This is a genomic window from Chryseobacterium sp. WX, assembly GCF_029542485.1.
GTDB lineage: Bacteria > Bacteroidota > Bacteroidia > Flavobacteriales > Weeksellaceae > Chryseobacterium > Chryseobacterium cucumeris.
Map to the genome: position 1 here is coordinate 3,533,558 of NZ_CP120710.1, position 22,111 is coordinate 3,555,668.

Sequence of the window (22,111 nt, forward strand, 5' to 3'; positions counted from 1 at the left end):
GATATAGAATTAAAGCAGTCTTTGAGCTGCTTTTTTTATTAGTCTATTGGTATACAATAACACCGGCCCTCAATAATGACCGGATAATTGCCGGTAGCACATTCCAGGCAGATTTGTCCTTCTACTATAATACTTTTCATCTTTACTTTGTTTAGCTTTTTCATATGATGTGATTTAAAGGGGTAATAATCAAATGTAAAAACCTCCGGAAAATTAATTACAATAAAAAAGCCCTGTTAACGGATAACAAGGCTATTGTATTTTTAAGAGAATAATCTTACAAATTCGGTTTCCAGTCTACTACTGCTCTGATGAAAGCTTCAGCATTTTCGACAGGAACATTCGGTAGAATTCCGTGGCCTAAATTGGCAATGTATCTGTCTTTTCCGAAACGGTTGATCATTTCATTCACCATCTTCTTAATGGTTTCAGGTGTTGAGTGAAGTCTTGCAGGATCAAAGTTCCCCTGTAGCGTCATTGTATGGTTCGTTAAAGTTCTTGCGAATTCCGGTTTAATAGTCCAGTCAACTCCAAGAGCAGAAGCCTTAGACATTGTCATATCTTCCAGAGCAAACCAGCATCCTTTTCCAAATACTACAACATGAGTAAGGGGGCTTAATGCTTCAACAATCTGGTTGATGTACTGCCATGAGAATTCCTGATAATCTGTAGGAGAAAGCATTCCTCCCCAGGAATCGAAAACCTGTACTGCAGAAACTCCTTTTTCTACTTTTCTCTTCAGATAAGCGATTGTAGTATCTGTAATTTTTTGTAATAATAAATGTGCTGCTTCAGGCTGTTGGAAGCAGAAGGATTTTGCAATATCAAAAGCTTTACTTCCTTTTCCTTCTACACAGTAACAAAGAATGGTCCATGGAGAACCGGCAAAACCGATCAATGGAATGTCATTGTCCAGCTTCTGAAGTGTAAGTTCAATAGCATCGAAAACGTACCCTAAAGTATCATTCACATCCGGAGTTTCAATATTCTGAACTTGTTCCATTGTTCTGATTGGAGTATCTAACCATGGTCCAACAGATTCTTTCATTTTGAAATCAATTCCCATTGCCTGCGGAACTACCAGGATATCAGAAAACAGAATCGCGGCATCCAAAGGAAATCTGCGGATAGGCTGTAAAGTGATCTCAGCAGCAAGCTCTGGAGTCTGACATCTTGTAAAGAAATCATACTGATCTCTTAAAGCAATGAATTCCGGCAGATATCTTCCAGCCTGCCTCATCATCCAGACAGGAGGTCTTTCAACGGTTTCTCCGCGAAGTGCTTTTAAATATAGGTCGTTTTTTATCATAATCTATTGTAACTAATATTACCGCAATATCCGGTAACAGATATTCTAAATCCTACTTCCGATTTCTTTTCTGATCAATGCAAATATGGATGTCAGTGTATTTTCTTCAGAAGTAAAAATTTCTTCCCGCGTATAATTTCTCAGCTCACCGGAAGTGGTTTCACCAATGGAAAACAGCTTCATGCCTTCCAGAGAATTTCGCCTTGCAAAACTACGAACTCCGCTCGGACTAAAAAATACCACAGCATGATATTTTTCAGTTATTATAGGATTGATTTCCTCAGTATTATAAATTGTAACTTTTTTGTACTTAATGTTTTGTAAAGGAAGGTCTTTGTCCAGAACATTGATGGCAAGATTACCACAAAAGTGCAGGAACTGCTCGTGCTGGCATTTTCCGATAATGAATCGCGAAAGAGTTTCAGCATTTTTCAGTACCTTAAATGTTCCAAAACCATGCTTTCTAAGCTCTCTTTTGGTCTTTTCACCTACACAATAGATTTTGTTATAGTTTTTGGCTGTAAAATTCTCATTGGGTTTGAATCTGTTTTTAAAAAAAGAAGCAACTCCATTGACACTGGTGAAAATCAGAGAATAGTTTTTCAGCTCAAAAGGACTGATCATAATGGGTTTAGTCTTAATTACCTCAACACAGTCGACCAAAATACCCTCTCCTAATTCTTTGGATATAATCGTCTGGTCTATATTTTTGGTAAATAAGATTTTCATGTCTGTAAAATTAAGAAGATGAAAAAGAGTGGCTAAAGGAAGGTGAAAATGTAAATCTGAGCTATCAGATCTGGCTTTTGATTTCTGCCATTAATTCTTTTCCTCCGTTTTCAAGAACAACTTTTGCAAACTTTTCTCCAAAATTCTCGGTTGGAGTATACACAAAGTTTTCATCCACAGAAATGCAGTTTTTCCCATCCAGAGAGCAAAGTGCCGCTTTGAAACGGATCTGATCACCGATGATTTCCGCAAATGCTCCGATAGGTGCAGTACAGCCTCCTTCTAAAGTGCTCAGGAAGTTTCTTTCAATCTCTACACAGATCTGAGTCTGTTGATGATTGATCTGGCTTACAATTTCGTTAATTTCCGGTTTGTCAGTATGTCCGGCTACAGAGATTACCCCTTGTGAAGGCGCAGAGATCATTAATGGAAGCATTTCGTAATCAATTTCCATTTTCATTCTTTTGATACCTGCCAAAGATAAAATCGTAGCATCGAAATCTCCGTCTTCAAGTTTTTGAAGTCTGGTTTGAATATTTCCTCGGATATCCGAAAAATCAGTAGTCGGATAATTTCTCAACCAGAAAGCTCTTCTTCTCAAACTGCTTGTAGCGAGTTTAAGTTCATGGAATTCTTTATTCCTTGAAGATTCTTTTCTGATCAGAATATCCTGTGGATAATCTCTTTCCAGATAAGCGATCATCTCAATATTTTGAGGCAATTGAGTGGGAACATCTTTTAAAGAATGTACGGCAATATCAATCTCGTCATTCAATAGAGCAATATCAAGATCTCTTGTGAAAACCCCGGTAATTCCTAAAGAATAAAGCGGCTGATTAAGGTTCTTATCGCCAGAAGAAACGATAGGAACAATTTCCGTTAAATAATTGTTGTTCTGAAGGTGCCTCGCAACCTCTCTAGCCTGCCAAAGTGCAAGTGCGGAATTTCTCGTTCCGATTCTAATGCTTTTCATTGAATTCGTTGTTTGGTTGTTCAACTAATATTTCGTGCATTAATTTACTAATTTCTTCGGCTTTTAAAGGATTATCGATGATATATTTTGCAAAACGGTTGGTGATTTTCTGGATCATTTTGTCAGAAAGTTCCATGTCCGTGATGTTTATGTATTTATTCTTTTTATAAAAATTATGCATTTCATTACGTTCCATGTTCTTTAGAACTGCTTTGAAATGATGAATATTGGGTGCCAGTTTTCTCTTTTTCTCCCATTCAATAAAGTCTTTCATCAGTTCCTTAATGATTTTTTCAGCTTTCGGGATTTCTCTTTCTCGCTGTTGAATCGTTTCCTGAATCTGTTTTGAAAGCTCATCTACGTCAATCAGGGTTACATTTTTATTTTCTGTAACATTCTTTTCAACGTTATGAGGAATAGAAAGATCAATGATCAGTGTTTCTTTTCCATTCGGGAAGTGAGACTGGTTGACAATAGGATGCTTGGCTCCTGTTGCCACAATAAGAATATCTGTATTTTTTAATTCCTGGTCAAAATCAGAATAATCAACGTGAGGAATATTATATTTCTGGGAAATTTTTTCCGCTTTCTCCTGAGTTCTGTTGGCAATTTTAATTTTCGGCTGATAGACATGTTTTACCAGATTTTCAACGGTATTCTGTCCAATTTCACCTACTCCCAAAAGAAGAATATTTTTTTCAGTGATTCTCTTCTGGTTGTTTAGAATATAATGAACTGCCGCATAAGAAACAGAAGCCGCACCATTGGAAATGCCGGTTTCATTTTTTATTCTTTTCGAAATCTGAATAGCCGCATTGATGGCTCTCTCCAGATAAGGATTAGAATTTTGTCTTTCTTTTTTGAAACGGCTGTATGCTTTTTTTATCTGCCCGATAATTTCAAAATCTCCGATAATCTGACTTTCAAGACCAGCTGCTACCCTGAAAAGATGAATCAATGCTTCCTCTTTGGTAAGAATATTCGCGAACTGAAGAAAATCTGTAAGTTGTACTCCAATGGTTTTGCAGTACTCTTCAGCTACTAAAAGATAATTGGGAGAAGTGGTGTAGATTTCGGTCCTGTTACAGGTGGAAACCACAAATGCATCACCAAGGTCTTCCTGATGGACTCTGGAAACAAAGTTTTTGATGTTCTCATCAAAGAATGCAAACTTTCCTCTCGTTTCTACGTCGGCTTTCTCGTAGCTTATTGAAAGCACGGCAAAATTTGACGTTCGATGAATGTTGGAATACTGTAACATAAGCAGTCGCAAATTTACGATTTTTTTAATTAACCTCTCTCAGATAGTGTATATGATAATTATCGTAAAAAACTATAAAAGGGAAGAAAAGGTGTTTCTGGCAGGAAGACAAAATCTTAAAATGATAAAATTCCGTGTTGGAAAAGAATTGTTGACGTTTCTGAGTTTTTGTTTTGGTCTTCAATACTGTGTTTTCTTGGTTTTTTACCCTTTTGTAATTACTTTTTTGCCCTTTTAACATCCTATTAATTTTAGTTGAAATCAAACTCTGTAAATGTCTAAATTGAAAGTTAATAAAGAATTATAAATTTTAATAAAATTTTAACCAAATTAAGTTGGTGGGAAATTTCTTTAGTAGTCTTAAATTTATATCTTTGTAAACTTAAAATCAGAAGAAAAATATGAGTTTATTTGATATGTTTACGCAAGAAATTGCGATAGACCTTGGAACTGCTAATACCCTAATCATCCATAATAATAAAATTGTTATAGATCAACCTTCAATTGTTGCAATTGAACGTTCATCGGGTAAGCCGATTGCCGTCGGAGAGCAGGCTAAGCATATGCAGGGTAAAACTCACGAGGATATCAAAACAATCCGTCCTTTGAAAGACGGGGTTATTGCTGATTTCCACGCTTCTGAACATATGATCAAGGAATTTATCAAGAAAATTCCTGGAATCAAAGGTAAATTCATTCAACCGGCATTACGAATTGTAATCTGTATCCCTTCTGGTATCACTGAAGTTGAAAAAAGAGCGGTAAGAGACTCTGCTCAGAAAGTAAACGCGAAAGAAGTAAGATTGATCTACGAACCAATGGCAGCTGCAATTGGGGTTGGGATTGACGTTCAAAAGCCCGAAGGAAATATGATCATCGATATAGGTGGTGGTACTACGGAAATTGCTGTGGTAGCGTTAGGAGGTATCGTTTGTGATAAATCTGTGAAGATTGCAGGAGACGTATTTACCAATGATATTGCTTATTACTTAAGAACTCACCATAACCTTTATATCGGAGAAAGAACTGCTGAAAGAATCAAAATTGAAGTAGGTTCTGCGGTAGAAGATCTTGATGTAGATATCGAAGACATCCCGGTACAGGGTAGAGACCTTATTACAGGTAAGCCAAAAGAAATTATGGTTGGATACAAAGAGATTGCACGTGCATTAGATAAATCAATCATCAGAATTGAAGATGCCGTAATGGAAACATTATCTCTTACACCACCGGAATTGGCTGCTGATATTTACAAAACAGGTATTTATCTTGCTGGAGGAGGAGCGTTATTAAGAGGTCTTGCGGACAGAATTCACAAGAAAACAGGTCTTCCTGTATTTGTAGCTGAAGATCCGTTGAGAGCTGTAGTTCGCGGAACAGGTATTGCCCTTAAGAATATGGATAAGTTCAATTTCTTAATTAAATAATTTTAACTTTTTACGACTTTATATCTGAATGGGATTTTTGCTGAGATTATTTTCGAAGAATACTCTTTTCGTCTTCTTTATATTCCTGCAAATTATTGCTCTGGTTTTGATATTCTCAAGAAATGCCATGCAGAGATCCTGGATTGCAGGCCAAACGGCTGCGTTCAATTCCTGGGTTTCCGGATATATTGATGAAGGAGTTTCTTATCTGAAGCTAAAACAGATCAACGAAGATCTTGTGGTTCAGAATAAAGCCCTTATGACTGAACTCTATGGAAAAGACGGAGAGAAAAATCCTGTTTTCAAAAGAGTACACGATACCATTGGTGGCGGGCAGATCTATACTTTTGTTGATGGAGAAATTGTTTTCAACAGTATCAACAGAAGAAACAACTATTTTACAATCAACCGTGGCCGTAGAGACGGAGTCTTTCCTCAAATGGGAGTAATGGCGCCGAGAGGTATTGCGGGAATTGTAATCAATTCTACAGATAGTTATGCATTGGTTCAATCCGTGTTAAGTGTTAACAAGATCAGAATTAATGCAGCACTTAAAAACTCAGGGTATTTTGGTACTTTAACATGGAATGGAGATAACTCAAGGGTGATGCACCTAGCAGATATTCCAAAATATGTTGCATTGAAAGTAGGTGATACTGTTGTTACAGATGGTAAATCTGCTATTTTCCCTAAGGGAGTAACCATTGGTACTATTGCAGGATACTCTGTGGACAATAAAACCGGCTTCTGGGACATTTCCGTAGAGCTGAGTGAAAAAATGGGAGCGTTGAATAAAGTGTATGTAGTGAAGAATCTTAAGAAAGCAGAAGTGCAGAAGATTCAGGATACTATGCAGGCTGTAATAAAAAAAGAAAATGATTAGCAGGACTTTATTTACCGATATATTGATCATGATCTTTCTTGTTGCATTACAGATATTTGTATTGAACAGGATTACTCTTTTCGGGAAATATACTCCGGTATTATATCCTGTGTTTGTTATGTTCTATCCATTTTTCAGAAACAAATTTCAGTTCCTGGCATTGAGCTTTTTAATAGGGCTGTCTATTGACGGTTTCCTCTATTCATGGGGGATCAATGCATTTGCAACAACGTTAATCGCTTATTTCAGAACGTTGATCTTCAGGACTTCCACAGATACGTCTACGGACTTTTTCTCATTCCAGTCCCTTCAATGGGCGCAGTTTTTGCTGTTTTTATTTTCAAGTATTTTCCTGCATCAGCTTTTAGTCCAGTATATTGAGTTCTTTAAGTTTAGCAGGTTTTTTGAAATATTATTTAATGTGTTGGTGACAAGTGTAATTTCATTTATCTTTATAGTCATCTACGCATTAATATTTAAAATCAAACAAAAAGTTTGAACACACGTTATTTAAAAATTTTTTCCATCCTCGTTATCATCGCCCTTATTTTTGTGGCGAGGCTTGCTTATTTGCAGTTGTTTACAGACCGCTATGCCTTAAATGCGGCTAATACCTCCATCAAAACAGAATATGTTATTCCACAGCGTGGAGTCATTTTTGATAGAAATGGGAAAATCATGGTGGGTAACCAGCCTGCTTATGAAATTTCGTTTACCCAAGCTTTAATGAAACCTGACTTTGATACACTGGCGTTTTGTAGTTTAATGAAAATTACAAAACAGGATTTTATCAATAAAATCAATGTGATCAAAAAGGAAAAATATTATTCTAAGCTGACCCCGATGACTTTTATTAAAGACCTCAGCAGAGAAGATATTGCAAGAGTTCAGGAAATTATTTTTAAGTATCCCGCATTTAATATTGTATCAAGACCTCAGCGTCAGTATGAAGTTTCCACCTCCGGAAACCTTCTCGGTTATACCAGTGAGGTGAATGAAAGAGATATTAAAAAAGATTCACTATACTATTTACCGGGAGATTTTATTGGAAAAACAGGGGTTGAAAAATCCTACGAAAAAGAGCTGCGCGGAGTTAAAGGAGTGAAATATATCCAGAAAGATATCAGATTAAGAAATATTGGCTCCTATAAAAACGGATCTTTGGATAAAGACGTGATTACGGGTAAAGATATTACTTTAACCATTGATTACGACCTTCAGAGGACGGCAGAAGAAATGCTGGTTAACAAACACGGCGCAATTGTAGCTTTAGATCCTAATAACGGAGAAGTTTTAGTGGCTGCAACCGGACCGGATATTGACCCAAACCTTTTTACCGGACCTAATAAATCAAAAAACTTATATGCCCTTTCAAAAGATACCCTTTATGAAAATAAGCCAACTTTTGATCGTGCACTACAGGCCGGATATCCTCCGGGATCAACATTCAAATTACTGACTGCTTTAGCAGCAATGCAGATGGGTGTGATGGACGAGAAAACTATTTTTCCTTGTGGAGGAGGATTTTTCTATAAAGGGAAAAGAATTAAAGGCCATGGTGGAGCAGATCCGCTTATTCCTTCCATTCAGGTTTCCAGTAACTGTTTTTTCACCTACGCCTTTATTGCTATTATCAAGAAATATCCGGGAAATCCTTCAAAAGGTGTTGATGAGTGGAAAAAAATCATGAGCAGCTTCGGAGTCGGTGAATTTTTAAATAATGACTTTGCCGTTGGGGCAAGGGGTAGAATACCTTCAGGAGATTTTTACGAAAAAAGATTTAAAGCCATCATGAAGGCAAGCGGTTCTCAGAGAACTGATTTTAAAAACTGGGATGAAATGTCCACTGGTGCTATTTATAACGGAATGGGGCAGGGCGATGTTTTGGTAACTCCTATTCAGCTGGCCAATTATGTGGCGGCTATTGCTAATAGAGGATGGTATTATACTCCTCATATTGTAAAAGGAATTGATGGGAAACCCAATCCGGATCCAAGATTTAAGGTTAAACATAAAACATTAGTTGATCCGAAGCATTTTGAACCGGTATTGAAAGGAATGGAAGCCGTAGTGTTGAGAGGAACGGCAAGAGGATTGAAATCCAATGACTTTACACAATTAGCAAAAACAGGAACAGCACAGGTGCCGCAAGGGAAGGATAATTCCATTTTTGTACTGATTGCTCCTGCTGATAAGCCTAAAATTGTTGTAGTAGCTGTAATGGAGCATGCGGGATTTGGTGCTACATGGGCAGGGCCAGCCTGTACAGTGATTGCTGAAAAATATATTACCGGTGATTTGAAAAGAGAAAATCTTTACAAAAAAATGATTACCTCGAGTTTCATGCCTGAATATAAAAGACAATGGATTGCAGATTTGAAGCGTAAAGGACTATATGTTGACCCTAAACCTGATTCCATCAAACAAAAAAGAATAAAGGATAGTCTGGAATTGGTAAAACAACAAAAGGCTAAGCTGCAAAAGAAAATAGAAGAGGACGCTAAAAAGAATAACACTGCTAAAAAACCTGTAAAGCAATGAAATGGACAGAAGGAATAGATAAACTTGGCCTTGGGCTGTATTTCCTGCTTTGCATTTTTGCCATTGCAAATATTTACAGTGTTGACCAGAAACTAGGAGAGAAGCAATTGGTTTTTTTCTGTATTTCTGTATTTGTAGGGCTGGTTATATTCGTAGGAAGAAGCAAATTCTTTGAGAATATGGCTGGTATTATTTACATTGGAGGAGTTTTACTGTTGATAGGTCTTTTCCCTTTTGGTAAAGAAATTCTGGGCCAGAAAAACTGGTATAAGTTTGGAAGTTTTACCATGCAGCCCGTTGAGTTTGCAAAGATAGGCACTGCTTTGATGCTGGCTAATTTTGTTTCAAGCCCGGATTTTAATATTAAAAATAAAAAATCTATCTGGACTGCCCTTGCTATTATAGGAATTCCGGCAGCAGTTGTTCTGGCTATTCCGGATGTAGGTTCTATGCTTGTGTTCATCGCCTTTTTCATCGCCTTATATAGAGAAGGATTGAGTGGTCTTTTATTCGGTATAGGATTTATTTTCGCCGGAGTTTTTCTGATCTCGCTGGCGATTCCTCCCATTTATGTTGCAGTAGCAGTTTTAGTGATTGCCGGTGTTTTGATCGCCATGAATTATCATAGAATGTCATGGGACGTCATTTCTATTTCAGGAATTGCAGGTTCTATTCTTATATTGTGCGGACTGGCTTTCGGATCACCTTATATTTTAGAAAAACTGCCGAAACACCAGAGAGAAAGAATTGAGGTTCTTTATAAGGGTGAAAAGGCATTCAGAGATACTTCCGGGTACAACTTATTATATTCAAAAACAGCCATCGGATCAGGTGGAATCTGGGGAAAAGGATACCGTGAAGGATCCGTTACCCAGGGGAAATTCGTTCCCGAACAGGAAACAGATTATATCTTTTGTACCGTAGGGGAAGAATGGGGCTTTGTTGGAAGTGCAGTTCTTATCCTGTGTTATATGGTTTATATCGGAAGAATCTACTATCTGGCAGAACAGCAGAAGTCTACTTTTAACCGGGTATTTGGATATTGCTTTGCCTCGATTCTGCTGATGCACTTTTCAATCAATTTAGGGATGGTTATGGGGCTTTTCCCAACCGTTGGGATTCCGCTTCCGTATTTCAGTTACGGAGGAAGTTCTTTATTGGCTTTCTCGATGATGACTTTTATCTTCTTTAAGCTTAATTATTCGGATAAGAATAGTTTGGTGTAAAAAAGGGAGGTTGGAAGCTGAATGATGGAAGTTTATCATTGTTCTGCTGACCAATTCGTTTTCAAAATCAACTTCATCAACACATTTTTATGAAACAATCCTATTTCTCAGACGAAGATTTCGAGAGCAAAGATTTCACGCAACTTCCTTTAGAAAAAAGTGAGTATGAAAACTGCACATTCAGAAACTGTAATTTTGAGTATGGAAACCTATCTGGCTTCAGCTTTACGGACTGTGAGTTTATCGAGTGTAACCTCAGCATGGCAAAATTGATAAAAACAGCATTCCATAACGTGATCTTCAAAGAATGTAAAATGTTCGGGCTTCAGTTCAATGAATGTAATGCATTCGGACTCTCTTTCAGATTTGATGGAAGTGCTTTACATAATTCCGTTTTTTATCAGACAGCCATTAAGAAAACAGTTTTCAAAAATACCAAGTTAATTGAGGTCGATTTTAGTGAATGTGATTTATCAAATGCCGTCTTTAGTAATTGTGATCTGTCAGGCGCTGTTTTTGATGCTACAAACCTCGAAAAGGCTGATTTCCGGACATCGGTAAACTATTCGATAGATCCGGCTTTAAATAAGCTTAAAAATGCCAGATTTTCACTTTCTGAAATCTATGGACTACTGTATAAATTAGATATTGAAATTGACAAGAACAGTTGATATCTTCAGTCGTGTATAACTGCTATATTAAAATTTCAAAATTAAATCAATAGGAGCGGATTTTAACCGCTTTTCTCTTTAGCTGCTATTCCCATTGGTTTTAGCGAAAACTTGCCAAAAATGAGCACATAAAAAAGCCGTCAGATTTCTGACGGCTTCATTATTTAAATCAATTATTTATAAAATTAAAAATTTGCGGGTGTAGCAAGAGTAGTAGCGGCTAAGTTATTGTAAGCTTCTCCTTCTTCGTTGATCACTCTTTTTGCGAATCTGAACTTAGGTCCCCAATAAGAATCATTCAGTGAAGAAATCATTACCCCTTTTGATGTTGCTGCGTGGATAAATTTAATCTCACCCTCTTCAGAAACACTTTCTACAATACCTACGTGAGAAATTCTTCTTCCGTGAGAAAAGAAAATTAAGTCTCCTTTCTGTAGCTCTCCTTTTTCAACTCTCTCTCCTTCTTGAGCCTGAGAAGCCGCTACTCTAGGTAAGCTAAGCCCTGCTGCTGCTCCGAATACAGAAAGAACAAAAGCTGAACAATCGATACCGTTTCTGGTTGTTCCTCCATATCTGTAAGGAGTTCCAAGGTATGTTTCAGCTTCTTCAAGGATACCGTCAATGGTTTTATTATGTTTGATTGCTTTTGCAATTTCAGAATTCTTAACTGCTTTTTTAGCACTAGCGATAGATGCCGCCTTTTCTGCAAGGAAAGAGTCGATAAGTTTTTGCTTATCCTGCTCCATTTTTTTGTTATCTATAGAAGCTAGTTTGGCATCTGTTTTGTATTCTTTTGTGTAAGTTGCTGGTTTTGAAACCACATAATTTGTAGCACACGATTGCAATGAAACTGTAGTAACTAAAGCAACTAAATAAAACAAAACTCTTTTCTTCATATATATTTGATTATCCGTGTTAAAAAGGAATATTTATTTTCAAAAGCATTACAAAAGTAGAGATTCCGAGCAAAAGACCCCTGATATGATAATTGTCAGGATCTTATTTTAACACATTTTAACATATAATTTACATATGTTAAAGAAAAATAAACCGCAACAGCCTGTTTTTGGTAAGTGTGCGGTTTTTTTTATTAAGATTCTTTAACAAACCTAATCGACTTTCTTCTAGAAATCAGGTTTTGTGACATAAAACTCTAATTTTAAGGGTTGTTAATAAAACAAAAAAAATTCCCCGGAAAACCGAGGAATTTAAACTAATATGGAACTTTACAGGTGTTATTTGGTAAACAACATTTCTCTGTATTTTGTCATTGGCCAAAGCTCATCATCCACCATCATTTCCAAAGCATCAGAAGCTTCTCTGATAGGATCAAATAATGGTTTTACTTTGTTACAATAGTTTTCTGCCTGTTTTTGGCTGTCAGATATAGTTTTTGCAGCCTCTCTGGCTTTGATAAGATCTTCAACACCAAGCTTGATTTTAGAAACATTTTCAGAAATGCTTGTAATTAAACTCATCTGCTCTTTTGCCAGCGTTTTAAATTCTTTATCACCAAAGATATCTTTAAGACCTTTTACGTTTTCAATTAATCTGTTCTGATAATTTAATGCAGATGGAATGATGTGATTTCTGGCGATATCACTTAACACTCTTGCTTCAATATCAATTACAGTAGAGTATTTCTCTAATTTAATCTCGTTTCTCGCTTCAACTTCTCTGTGGTTGAAAATTCCCATCTCTTCATAAAGGTCTAGGAATTTCTTGTCCATTTCCTGTTTTAAAGCTTCAGGAGTCGTCTTAAGGTTGTTCAATCCTCTTTTCTTAGCCTCTTTTGCCCAGTCATCAGAATAACCGTCACCTTCAAACATAATGTTTTTACACTGCTTGATGTATTCTCTCAATACATTAAAGATCGCTTCGTCTTTCTTAAGACCGGTTTCAATTAAAGCATCCACTTCTTTCTTGAAATCATTAAGCTGTTTAGCTGCAATTGTGTTCATTACAGTCATAGACTCTGCACAGTTTGCAGAAGAACCTACCGCTCTGATCTCAAATTTATTTCCTGTAAATGCAAATGGAGAAGTTCTGTTTCTGTCTGTGTTATCTAACAGGATTTCTGGAATCTTTCCGACTACATTTAATTTTAATTCTGTTTTTTCTTCCGGAGATAGTTTTCCGTTGGTTACTTTTTCAAGTTCTTCCAATACACTGAACAACTGGGTTCCGATAAATACGGAAATAATTGCAGGAGGAGCTTCGTTAGCACCAAGTCTGTGGTCATTGCTTGCAGAAGCAATACTTGCTCTTAAAAGGTCTGCATATTCGTGAACAGCTTTAATCGTGTTAACAAAGAATGTTAAGAACTGTAAGTTTTTCTTTGGATTCTTTCCAGGGCTTAAAAGGTTTTCACCAGTATCTGTTGCTAATGACCAGTTGTTGTGTTTTCCGCTTCCGTTTACTCCCGCGAATGGTTTTTCGTGGAAAAGAATGTGGAAGTGGTGTTTGTGAGCTACTCTTGCCATGATGTCCATCAACAGAGAGTTGTGGTCTACCGCAACGTTTACTTCTTCAAACATTGGAGCAAGCTCAAACTGGTTAGGGGCAACCTCGTTGTGTCTTGTTGTTGCAGGAATTCCTAACTTCATACATTCGATTTCCAGCTCTTTCATGAAGTTCATTACTCTTGTAGGAATAGAACCGAAATAGTGGTCGTCCAATTGCTGCCCCTTTGCAGGAGAATGTCCTAATAAGGTCTTACCTGTTAATACAAGGTCAGGACGAGATTGGTATAATGCTGAATCAACAAGGAAATATTCCTGCTCCCAACCCAAAGTAGGAGTTACCTTCGTTACGTTTTTGTCAAAATACTGCATTACGTTAGTCGCAGCCTCATCTACAGCATTCAAAGCTCTCAAAAGAGGTGCTTTGTAATCTAGTGTTTCTCCTGTATAAGAGATAAAGATGGAAGGAATACATAATGTAGTTCCCATAATGAATGCCGGAGACGTAGGATCCCAGGCTGTATAACCTCTTGCTTCAAAAGTATTTCTGATACCTCCGTTAGGGAAAGACGATGCGTCTGGTTCCTGTTGGATAAGCATGTTTCCGCTGAATCTTTCAATTGCTCTTCCTCCTTCAATGGGTGTAAAGAAAGAATCGTGCTTTTCTGCAGTAGTACCTGTTAAAGGCTGGAACCAGTGCGTGTAGTGGGTTACCCCTTTGCTCATTGCCCAGTCTTTCATCGCTACAGCTACCTGATCTGCAATATGTCTCTGGATCTTAGTTCCTTTTTTAATCGCATCCATGATAGAACCGAATGCTTCTTTTGTTAAATATTCTCTCATGGTTTCTTCTGAGAAAACATTTTTACAGAATAGCTCTGATAATTTCGCAGGGATCTCAACAGAGTTGTCTTTTCTGAAATCCTTAAATGGAAGGGTTTCTAATGCTTTGAATCTTAAGGTTGACATAATTGGGTTGATTTTTTACAGCGCAAATTTACAAAAAAAATGAATCAAAAATATTTTAACCCTAAAAATTTTAGGGGTGATTTGAAAATTTATATAATTTAAACAATTGTTTGGTGTTTTTTAACAGGGGTGTTTGTGATTTAATATTTAAGATGTGAGAATTCGCGCCTGTTTTATAGATGTCAATGTAAATATACTGTATATTGTGCAAATTAAAATAATACGATGGGATTAAACGACTTGTTAAAAGACAGTTAAAATAAAGTGGGCAAAGATTTTGTATATTTGTGTGAAATTTATTTTATGACAAATTCTAGAGCAAGAGAAACCACAGAGGCTATTGAAAGACTATATATCTCTATGAGACACCTATTTTATAGAGGATTTTTCAAGCCGGGCGGAGTTTCAGGAGAAAGTATCAGAAGTTTGTTGAAGACCATCAATCCCGAAATTTATGGAACCATGAATATTCCAAGTAAATTGGAACTTGACGGTTTGATGTATGTACTGGACAGACTTCCGGAAGGAATTGAAGAATGTGCTTTTATTCATCTTACATCTGATGAAGGGTTTGATAAAGGAAGTTTCGAACCCATTGTTCCGAAGAAAAGAAGAAGAAACTGTTATAGAATAGACGAACACCAGATGAATATTGAGGTTCTTTTGGGCCGTTCCGAAATTTATGATATTCTTACCCACCTTACCTTCCTTTTTATAGAAGCTGACAAAGTCCGTAATCTGGCATTTATCCAGGATGAAAACTGGAAGCCGACACGTGCCTTCAAAATTATTGAGGAAGTGGTAAAAGGTGAAAAGAAATACAGCAGAAAAGAAAAAGAAGTAGCACTTATTCATCTTTCTTCTTTAATAGGAAGATCTTTTGATGAGACTTTAAGAGCTTATAATACTTTTGGTGACGATCATAATCCTGACCGTCTGTTCAAAATCATTTACAACTTAGCAAAAGTAAGTCTTGATGATGCAAAAGGAAGCAGAGAAAGAGAGATTCATTTCAGTTCTATATTAAAAGAAAGAGTAGGTCACCACTATTTTGGAGAAAAATGGGCGAACAAAGTGAAAGAGGTTTTATTTGAAAATGATCTTCATATGCGTCCGTTACATATTATTTCAGCCAACATGCACTCGGTGAAAAATATGCTGTATGCCAATAATGCCCTTAAAAAGAAGCAGCACCACGAGGTGGATTATAAACTGTATGAAGAGATCTCCAACAAGAAAGAACTTCGTGATAAAGTTTTAAAATATGCTTTGGATGAAGGGATGATCCATATTGCAGATAAGAGTGGAAGTAATATTGACGTTCAGATTATAGACCTCAGCAAAACAGACCTGAAGAATACCCCATTTGCAGACATCAAGTTCGGAGGTGATGATGTGGTAATGGTTTTTGACTACGCATTCGGAGAGCAGGCTTTTGAAGTAATGGATGAATTACTTAGACCTTTTGAGCATAAAGGAGAAGTGTATATGATGCATGTAAAATCTGTTTCCATTATGGGTAAAGCAGGTATTCTTACCGGAGAAAAAGGAGATATCATGATTCCTACTTCTCATATCTTTGAAGGAACAGCAGATAACTATCCTTTTGAAAATGCTTTAAAACTGGAAGATTTTAAAGATGATGAATTAAAAGCTTTTGAAGGACCAATGATTACCGTTTTGGGAACTTCCCTTCAGAATAAAGATATTTTATCATATTTTATGAATACTTCATGGAAGGCTATTGGTCTTGAAATGGAAGGCGCTCACTATCAGAAAGCCATTCAGGTAGCATCTAAAATCAGACATCATATTTCACCGGATCTTTTTGTAATGTATGCTTATTATGCATCTGATAATCCGTTGGAAACAGGAAGTACATTATCTTCAGGAGGGTTGGGTCTTACAGGGGTGAAACCAACGTATCTGATTACTTTAAGAATCCTTGAAAAGATTTTAAGAAGTGGTAAAAAAGAAGCTTCTGCTAAAAAATAATTGTAATTCAATATTATAATATCAACCTCAGATACTTTTGTATTTGAGGTTTTTTTGTAACTAGTTAAACACGAATGTCACAAATGTATTTGCACAAATTGCACTATTTTATTGTGTTTAAAATAGTGGTTTTCATTGGTAACATTTGTGTTTAAATAAAAACTTATCTTTAGGAAACATAAATAAAATATCCATGAGCTCAGTTTCACAACTCGCCAAAAGATTCAGAGAAGTACTGCTTGACGGTTTCTGGATCGCCAATACCAATTTTAAAGATCAGCTTTCAGATGTTACCTGGCAACAGGCTGTGACAAAGATTGATTCTTTAAACACTATTGCGATGCTCACTTTTCACATTGATTATTATATTGCAGGAATTGTCAATGTCTTTGAAGGAGGAGATCTTGAGATTAAAGATAAATTCAGTTTTGATATTCCTTCCATAGAATCTCAGCAACAATGGGAAGCCTTGTTGAGTAAACTCTGGACGGATTCTGAAAGGTTTGCCGCATTATTGGAACAAATGCCGGATTCCCAACTTGATGAGGTTTTCGTTGATGAAAAATATGGAACTTACCGAAGAAATATCGACGGAGTGATTGAGCATAGCTACTATCACCTGGGCCAGATTACTTTAATTAAAAAACTGTTGAAAAGCCGATAAAGTATCCTTGTCAAGGTCTAAAACCTTGACAAGGATCACAAATAAGGTTAAAAAAAGAATTTAACCACCCGAAATAAAATCCATCTAAAACCATAACAAACAGAATAAAACCTCAGAATAACTCCTATTTGAGGTTCTTAGTTAAATTACCTACCTTTAGAAAAAATAAAATTTTAAATGAGAAAATCGGCTGCAATCATTTTTGCGTTTATCATTTCACAATTTCAGGCTCAGCAAGGAGCTTATTATCAGCAGACTGCGAAGTACAAGATGGATATTGATGTTAATGCTGAAAAATTTACCTATCAGGGAAAACAAACTTTAGAATACACCAACAATTCGCCGGATGAGCTGAATGTGGTTTATTTCCATTTATACTGGAATGCTTTCAAACCTAATTCCATGATGGATCAGAGAGTGGCTTCACAGGGAAAAAATGGTGATGGGAGACTTCAGAAAGACGGTATTTCAAGACTCGCTTCCATTCCAAAAGATCAGGAAGGAGCTCAGAACATTCACTGGATTAAACAAAATGGGAAAGAGCTGAAATTTGAAGTTCAGGAAACCATTATGAAAGTGTATCTGGCAGAACCTATCAAACCTAATTCTACGACTACCTTTACAATGGATTGGGATGCTGTGATTCCTATGCAGATCAGAAGAAGCGGAAGAAACAACAGAGAAGGAGTAGACATGACCATGACGCAGTGGTATCCGAAAATTGCTGAATACGATTATGATGGCTGGGCCACTTTCGATTATCTGGGAAGAGAATTTCATGCGCCGTTCTCCGATTTTGATGTTACTATTAAGATTAATAAAGATTATGTAGTTGGAGCAGGAGGAATTCTGGAGAACCCTTCAGAAGTGAAAGGCTATGATGCCAATGCAAAAATAAAAACGGAAAAAGATAAAAAGGCAATCTGGAAATGGACGGCAAAAAACATCCTTGATTTCGCATGGAGTGCAGACAGAGATTATTCTGTAGAAAGCTTCAATGTTCCGGAAGGTCCGAAAGTATATCTGGTGTATCAGAAAAATGATAAAACGAAAGCCTGGGGTGAATCTCAGCCTTATATTACGAAATATTTCCAGATCATGAATGCTCATTTCGGAAAATATGTATATCCTACCTATGCCTTTATCCAGGGAGGAGACGGCGGGATGGAATACGGGATGTGTACCATGATTTTAGGAGAAGCTAAAAGTGTTAAAGATTTGATGGGATTAATGGCTCACGAAGGATCTCACTCATGGTATCAGCAGATGCTTGCCACTAACGAATCTGTACGTCCGTGGATGGATGAAGGTTTTACAAGCTATGCGGAAGGCTATACCATGTATCAGTTATTCCCTGAAGATCTTCCGAATCCTTTTGTTGAAAGATTGGATGCCTACAGAAAATTTGTTAAGAAAGGAATTGAAGAGCCAGCTGTTTGGTTAGGTGATCACCATGATAACGGGACGTCTTACACATTTGCATCTTATGTAAAAGGTGAGTTATACCTGGTGCAGCTTGGATATATTATGGGAGAGCAGAATCTTGCCGAAACCTTAAAGCAATATTATGACCAGTGGAGTATGAAGCATCCTTCAGACAGGGACTTCCTTCACATTGCACAGAAAGTTTCAGGGATGGATCTGAAATGGTTCCATAACTACTGGATCAATACGACAAAAACTATCGATTACGGAATTAAGGATGTAAAATACGATGCAAAATCTACTACCATTACCTTAGTCAATAATGGCCAGGTTCCAATGCCAATTGATTTTGGCGTAATGACAACCGATAAGAAGATCGTTACGTATCAGATTCCAATGAATATGACTCATACATGGAAAGAAAAGGATGCGTATGGTGAGTTTAAAACAATGCCTTACTGGCCTTGGACTCAGAAAGAATATACGCTTACCATTCCTTACACAAAATCTCAATTATCTGTCCTGGGAATTGATTTCAGCCAGAGAATTGCAGATGTGAATATGGAAAATAACTTTGTTGAAGTGAAATAACAATAGACATATACAACGAAAAAACCACAGATGAATCTGTGGTTTTTTTTATTTTATTCCAAATTGCTGTACCATCCAGTGATTGGGATGATTTTGAGTAAGATCCTTCCGCAAATTTTCATCTTTGGTATTTAAATAACTGTATACCTTTAAAGGAACAGAATCCGGATATTCTTTTAAGCCGCTGGCCACCGTCATTTGTGCTTCTTCTTTTTTTGAGCCGCTATCTAAAGCCTCTGCTTTAAAAATGTAAATAATTGCCGGGAGCTTTCCATATACTTCTTTTGTTTCACTTTCCAGAAGATTCATGGTTTCAATCTGAAACAAGGGATTAGGTTTTTTCCCTTCTGCCACGGCCTGGCTGATATGCTGCTGATACATCAGAAAAAGATAAAGCAGGTGTATATTCTTGGTATTTGAATCAGAAACTGCTCTTTGAAGTTTGTGGGTAAACTCGGGAGTCATTTCATCATTGTCAGCCTGAAGATTTTTTTGATAAAACTCATCCATCAGATCATAAACTGTTTTATCCTGAGTATCAATTTTCGACTGACTCTTTATTTTTTGTAAAATGCTTGCCATTGAATTGCCGGATTGCGCAAAAATGGTGACGCTGAGGCATAGTAAAGTACCGAGGATCAGTTTTTTCATGAGTTAGTCAGAATAATTATAATGTGTTATTAAATATAGTGATTTGTTCAGGAGAAAGTCTCATATCTTTTTTTGTCAATTATTAATTTTCCAGTTAAACTCTTAATGTAAGAGAGGTGATATAATTTCCATATTCATAATTTATTTTTTACAAGCAAATACCTTACACATATCATTTTCTTTTTCAATAAATTGGATTAATCCTCGAATTTGTTCTTCAGTGTATAAAGGAAGGTTATTGTCGGCCCGATATTTTATAATATTTTGAATAAAAGCATTTATGATGTTTTTATCTGTTTCAGAAATATGCTTATTGTTAAACCCTTTTATACCTAGGAGATTTACATCGGTGTATTCCTGCTTTCTTGAAAATAAAGACGGTATTTTCAGATGAATCTTCATAAAAGTTTCAGTGTCTGCAATTAATATTAATAGAGGCCTTGAATAACTATAGCTCGAATTTATATAATTATATGTGGAATATTCTTTTTCATCCAATTTCTTCACATACTCAGTGGTTTCACATTTTATATTTTGTGAAAAGCAATGTATGAAGACTACACTAAAAAATAAAATAAATAGATTTTTCATATCTGTAATTATGATTTTAATTTAATTCCCAAATATCAATATATTCTATATCTCCATCAAAAAAATGACAGTTATTTACGCAAGTTCCACTTGATTGCAAACAATCTGCATGTCCAGAAGTCCATAAGCTATTTTTCGGAGAAACCATTGAAAAGATACCTTTGATCCCAGACTCATCAATTTCATAAGAATAGAAATCTTTTAAATAAATCTCGTATTCATATTTGCCTATTTTAGTTTTATCAGGTTGGATAATTTCCTGTCCAGAAATAAAATTGGACGAGAGGGAAAACATAATTATTAAAGAAGATAATAGTTTCATATTTTACTTCCCCCATAACTTTTTCTCATGTTTAGCTTTTTCTTTATAAAGCTGTTTTGCAAAGGAGTTTAGTTCTTTGCTTTCATAGTAGGAAAGACACGTGGAAATTATGAAATTTTTTCCCTTTATTTGATTCTCGTTTCATGAAGCATGTATACAGGAGGAAGATTAGAGATTATTTGCTTTGCTAAACTATCTTGTATTCTATCTTTTGTAATAAACGGTTCATCAGAAGGAGTAAATAAATCTTTCTCTGCCATTAATTTTCCTATTTTAAAATTAATATCCTTTCCATATCCATGTTGTAGACATTTATAAAATACAGCATCCCTAAATCTTTTGGTATAAAATTCCTTTTCATTGCTTTTGTGTTTTCTATCACTTCAATAGCTGAATTGTGGTCTTGCATTGATTGAACATGAATAAATTAGTAAAAAGCAAACGATAGGTATGATTAATTTTGGATTATTCATTTCTATTATCTTTGCTAATTAAAAAGATGGGTTTTTTGAAAGAATTAACGAATCTAAATCTTTGACCTTCTTATATTTATTAATATACTTAGTAGCAAACTTATCCAGTTCTTTACTTTTATAAACATACAAACAATTTCCAAATAGAATTTTCCCTGCTTTTGCTTCAGAGATCTTCCCGATTGATTCCATTGAATCTTCTTTCATTTTATTTATTTTAGGGTTAAAAAAGAATCTATCTCATTATCAAATAAGGCTATTGCAACAGGGTCATAGAGTGTCTAATCTATATCATATATTTTATTTACGAGGTCTTTATTCTGATATCCTTTCAATAGACATTTTTGTAAAGTTCTATCTTTGAAATTTTGTACTGTCAACTCTTCTTTAAAACCTAATTTATTAACGGTACATGACAGCATAAAACATCCTGTAATTGTTATCGCTAATTTTTTCATTAATTTATTTATTGATTCATCGTCAAATAAAGTCATTGCAAAGGAGTTGTAGGGTGTATAAGATTATTTCACTTTTTTATAGGTAATATAATATTCAAATTCTGTTGGGTCGGTTGGGCTATTGATAGCGTAATAATAATGGAGTCCTAGTTTTTTGGACTTTTTAAATCCTAATAAATAGATAGTTGCATTTGTTCCCCGTTGCATTCTACCTCAATAAGCCTAATGCTTAATGAGCAATCCATTTTATTCGCAGATGTTTTTGCTGCTGTTGCTTTATCGGGGAGTGGTGTGCCGTTGGAGAGTTCTTTAGTTCCCATGGGTCTGCCATCCAGGGTGATATATTCTACTGTACCTGTAAAATTATCAATCTGATAGTTTTTTGTTAGGTCTGCAGGTTTATATTTTGCGATAAAGCCTATACTTTTATTTTCATTATCAATACTATACACTAAAACATCTGATGATCTGTCCAAGTTTCTGATGACGG

The 22,111-nt window shown here is 36.0% G+C and carries 21 protein-coding genes; 9 read left to right on the forward strand and 12 right to left on the reverse strand.

What is annotated here, in order from left to right:
• Positions 1–277 precede the first annotated feature (277 nt).
• From hemE to hemA, 4 genes are all read right to left on the reverse strand, one after another.
• Positions 278–1,309, reverse strand: a complete 1,032-nt coding sequence (gene hemE, locus PZ898_RS15965) for a uroporphyrinogen decarboxylase (protein ID WP_047376227.1) — start codon at positions 1,307–1,309, stop codon at positions 278–280.
• 45 nt (positions 1,310–1,354) lie between these two features.
• Positions 1,355–2,038 (reverse strand): uroporphyrinogen-III synthase, encoded by a 684-nt coding sequence (locus tag PZ898_RS15970; RefSeq protein WP_120232436.1) that lies wholly within the window; start codon positions 2,036–2,038, stop codon positions 1,355–1,357.
• 64 nt (positions 2,039–2,102) lie between these two features.
• Positions 2,103–3,011 (reverse strand): hydroxymethylbilane synthase, encoded by a 909-nt coding sequence (gene hemC / locus PZ898_RS15975; protein ID WP_062673145.1) that lies wholly within the window; start codon positions 3,009–3,011, stop codon positions 2,103–2,105.
• A complete protein-coding gene (hemA, locus tag PZ898_RS15980; protein ID WP_062673147.1) occupies positions 2,998–4,272 on the reverse strand; it encodes a glutamyl-tRNA reductase in 1,275 nt (424 codons plus the stop codon). The genes hemC and hemA overlap by 14 nt, the downstream gene beginning before the upstream one ends.
• A 401-nt stretch (positions 4,273–4,673) precedes the next feature.
• Between hemA and PZ898_RS15985 the strand changes: the two genes are divergently transcribed.
• The 6 genes from PZ898_RS15985 (at position 4,674) to PZ898_RS16010 (ending at position 11,020) form a co-directional block, all read left to right on the forward strand.
• Positions 4,674–5,699 carry a rod shape-determining protein gene (locus tag PZ898_RS15985; protein ID WP_002982450.1) on the forward strand — a complete coding sequence of 342 codons (1,026 nt, stop codon included), beginning with the start codon at positions 4,674–4,676 and terminating at the stop codon, positions 5,697–5,699.
• 28 nt (positions 5,700–5,727) lie between these two features.
• Positions 5,728–6,582 carry a rod shape-determining protein MreC gene (mreC, locus tag PZ898_RS15990; protein WP_062673151.1) on the forward strand — a complete coding sequence of 285 codons (855 nt, stop codon included), beginning with the start codon at positions 5,728–5,730 and terminating at the stop codon, positions 6,580–6,582.
• Complete coding sequence (locus tag PZ898_RS15995) at positions 6,575–7,081, forward strand: hypothetical protein (protein WP_002982456.1); 507 nt, start codon at positions 6,575–6,577, stop codon at positions 7,079–7,081. The genes mreC and PZ898_RS15995 overlap by 8 nt, the downstream gene beginning before the upstream one ends.
• On the forward strand, positions 7,078–9,123 hold the full coding sequence (locus tag PZ898_RS16000; RefSeq protein ID WP_062673153.1) for a penicillin-binding transpeptidase domain-containing protein: 2,046 nt from the start codon (positions 7,078–7,080) through the stop codon (positions 9,121–9,123). The genes PZ898_RS15995 and PZ898_RS16000 overlap by 4 nt, the downstream gene beginning before the upstream one ends.
• The gene (gene rodA, locus PZ898_RS16005) at positions 9,120–10,349 is read left to right on the forward strand and encodes a rod shape-determining protein RodA (protein WP_062673155.1); all 1,230 of its coding nucleotides are present in this window, start codon (positions 9,120–9,122) and stop codon (positions 10,347–10,349) included. Before PZ898_RS16000 ends, rodA begins: the two co-directional genes overlap by 4 nt.
• 89 nt (positions 10,350–10,438) lie before the next feature.
• Positions 10,439–11,020, forward strand: coding sequence for a pentapeptide repeat-containing protein (locus tag PZ898_RS16010; protein ID WP_277693738.1), 582 nt, complete (start codon positions 10,439–10,441; stop codon positions 11,018–11,020).
• A 185-nt stretch (positions 11,021–11,205) separates the two neighbouring features.
• Here the strand turns inward: PZ898_RS16010 and PZ898_RS16015 are convergent, their stop codons facing one another.
• The gene (locus PZ898_RS16015; protein ID WP_062673158.1) at positions 11,206–11,916 is read right to left on the reverse strand and encodes an NlpC/P60 family protein; all 711 of its coding nucleotides are present in this window, start codon (positions 11,914–11,916) and stop codon (positions 11,206–11,208) included.
• Between the two features lie 339 nt (positions 11,917–12,255).
• Positions 12,256–14,451, reverse strand: coding sequence for a glutamine synthetase III (locus PZ898_RS16020; RefSeq protein ID WP_277693739.1), 2,196 nt, complete (start codon positions 14,449–14,451; stop codon positions 12,256–12,258).
• A gap of 303 nt (positions 14,452–14,754) precedes the next feature.
• Between PZ898_RS16020 and PZ898_RS16025 the strand changes: the two genes are divergently transcribed.
• From PZ898_RS16025 to PZ898_RS16035, 3 genes are all read left to right on the forward strand, one after another.
• Positions 14,755–16,446 (forward strand): hypothetical protein, encoded by a 1,692-nt coding sequence (locus tag PZ898_RS16025; RefSeq protein ID WP_277693740.1) that lies wholly within the window; start codon positions 14,755–14,757, stop codon positions 16,444–16,446.
• 193 nt (positions 16,447–16,639) lie between these two features.
• Positions 16,640–17,110 carry a DUF1572 domain-containing protein gene (locus PZ898_RS16030; protein ID WP_277693741.1) on the forward strand — a complete coding sequence of 157 codons (471 nt, stop codon included), beginning with the start codon at positions 16,640–16,642 and terminating at the stop codon, positions 17,108–17,110.
• A 177-nt stretch (positions 17,111–17,287) separates the two neighbouring features.
• Positions 17,288–19,126 carry a M1 family metallopeptidase gene (locus PZ898_RS16035; protein WP_277693742.1) on the forward strand — a complete coding sequence of 613 codons (1,839 nt, stop codon included), beginning with the start codon at positions 17,288–17,290 and terminating at the stop codon, positions 19,124–19,126.
• Positions 19,127–19,174: 48 nt separating this feature from the next.
• On the opposite strand, the gene PZ898_RS16040 is transcribed toward PZ898_RS16035, so the two are convergent.
• The 6 genes from PZ898_RS16040 to PZ898_RS16065 all read right to left on the reverse strand — a co-directional run bounded on the left by PZ898_RS16040 (position 19,175) and on the right by PZ898_RS16065 (position 22,097).
• Positions 19,175–19,777, reverse strand: coding sequence for a hypothetical protein (locus tag PZ898_RS16040; RefSeq protein ID WP_277693743.1), 603 nt, complete (start codon positions 19,775–19,777; stop codon positions 19,175–19,177).
• Between the two features lie 141 nt (positions 19,778–19,918).
• On the reverse strand, positions 19,919–20,368 hold the full coding sequence (locus tag PZ898_RS16045) for a hypothetical protein (protein WP_277693744.1): 450 nt from the start codon (positions 20,366–20,368) through the stop codon (positions 19,919–19,921).
• A 16-nt stretch (positions 20,369–20,384) separates the two neighbouring features.
• Positions 20,385–20,690, reverse strand: a complete 306-nt coding sequence (locus PZ898_RS16050) for a hypothetical protein (RefSeq protein WP_277693745.1) — start codon at positions 20,688–20,690, stop codon at positions 20,385–20,387.
• A gap of 125 nt (positions 20,691–20,815) precedes the next feature.
• A complete protein-coding gene (locus tag PZ898_RS16055) occupies positions 20,816–20,950 on the reverse strand; it encodes a hypothetical protein (protein ID WP_277693746.1) in 135 nt (44 codons plus the stop codon).
• Between the two features lie 231 nt (positions 20,951–21,181).
• The gene (locus PZ898_RS16060) at positions 21,182–21,370 is read right to left on the reverse strand and encodes a hypothetical protein (RefSeq protein WP_277693747.1); all 189 of its coding nucleotides are present in this window, start codon (positions 21,368–21,370) and stop codon (positions 21,182–21,184) included.
• Positions 21,371–21,791: 421 nt separating this feature from the next.
• A complete protein-coding gene (locus PZ898_RS16065; RefSeq protein WP_277693748.1) occupies positions 21,792–22,097 on the reverse strand; it encodes a hypothetical protein in 306 nt (101 codons plus the stop codon).
• Positions 22,098–22,111: the final 14 nt, after the last annotated feature.

What these genes read in the sequence shown, in the direction of transcription:
- PZ898_RS16010 (WP_277693738.1), top strand. Translation starts at nt 10,439, where the DNA reads ATGAAACAATCCTATTTCTCAGACGAAGATTTCGAGAGCAAAGATTTC.
- PZ898_RS16060 (WP_277693747.1), bottom strand. Translation starts at nt 21,370, where the DNA reads ATGAAAGAAGATTCAATGGAATCAATCGGGAAGATCTCTGAAGCAAAA.
- PZ898_RS16025 (WP_277693740.1), top strand. Translation starts at nt 14,755, where the DNA reads ATGACAAATTCTAGAGCAAGAGAAACCACAGAGGCTATTGAAAGACTA.
- PZ898_RS16035 (WP_277693742.1), top strand. Translation starts at nt 17,288, where the DNA reads ATGAGAAAATCGGCTGCAATCATTTTTGCGTTTATCATTTCACAATTT.
- PZ898_RS16015 (WP_062673158.1), bottom strand. Translation starts at nt 11,916, where the DNA reads ATGAAGAAAAGAGTTTTGTTTTATTTAGTTGCTTTAGTTACTACAGTT.
- PZ898_RS15985 (WP_002982450.1), top strand. Translation starts at nt 4,674, where the DNA reads ATGAGTTTATTTGATATGTTTACGCAAGAAATTGCGATAGACCTTGGA.
- hemC (WP_062673145.1), bottom strand. Translation starts at nt 3,011, where the DNA reads ATGAAAAGCATTAGAATCGGAACGAGAAATTCCGCACTTGCACTTTGG.
- rodA (WP_062673155.1), top strand. Translation starts at nt 9,120, where the DNA reads ATGAAATGGACAGAAGGAATAGATAAACTTGGCCTTGGGCTGTATTTC.
- PZ898_RS15995 (WP_002982456.1), top strand. Translation starts at nt 6,575, where the DNA reads ATGATTAGCAGGACTTTATTTACCGATATATTGATCATGATCTTTCTT.
- PZ898_RS16055 (WP_277693746.1), bottom strand. Translation starts at nt 20,950, where the DNA reads ATGGCAGAGAAAGATTTATTTACTCCTTCTGATGAACCGTTTATTACA.
- mreC (WP_062673151.1), top strand. Translation starts at nt 5,728, where the DNA reads ATGGGATTTTTGCTGAGATTATTTTCGAAGAATACTCTTTTCGTCTTC.
- hemA (WP_062673147.1), bottom strand. Translation starts at nt 4,272, where the DNA reads ATGTTACAGTATTCCAACATTCATCGAACGTCAAATTTTGCCGTGCTT.
- hemE (WP_047376227.1), bottom strand. Translation starts at nt 1,309, where the DNA reads ATGATAAAAAACGACCTATATTTAAAAGCACTTCGCGGAGAAACCGTT.
- PZ898_RS16050 (WP_277693745.1), bottom strand. Translation starts at nt 20,690, where the DNA reads ATGAAACTATTATCTTCTTTAATAATTATGTTTTCCCTCTCGTCCAAT.
- PZ898_RS16045 (WP_277693744.1), bottom strand. Translation starts at nt 20,368, where the DNA reads ATGAAAAATCTATTTATTTTATTTTTTAGTGTAGTCTTCATACATTGC.
- PZ898_RS16020 (WP_277693739.1), bottom strand. Translation starts at nt 14,451, where the DNA reads ATGTCAACCTTAAGATTCAAAGCATTAGAAACCCTTCCATTTAAGGAT.
- PZ898_RS15970 (WP_120232436.1), bottom strand. Translation starts at nt 2,038, where the DNA reads ATGAAAATCTTATTTACCAAAAATATAGACCAGACGATTATATCCAAA.
- PZ898_RS16040 (WP_277693743.1), bottom strand. Translation starts at nt 19,777, where the DNA reads ATGAAAAAACTGATCCTCGGTACTTTACTATGCCTCAGCGTCACCATT.
- PZ898_RS16030 (WP_277693741.1), top strand. Translation starts at nt 16,640, where the DNA reads ATGAGCTCAGTTTCACAACTCGCCAAAAGATTCAGAGAAGTACTGCTT.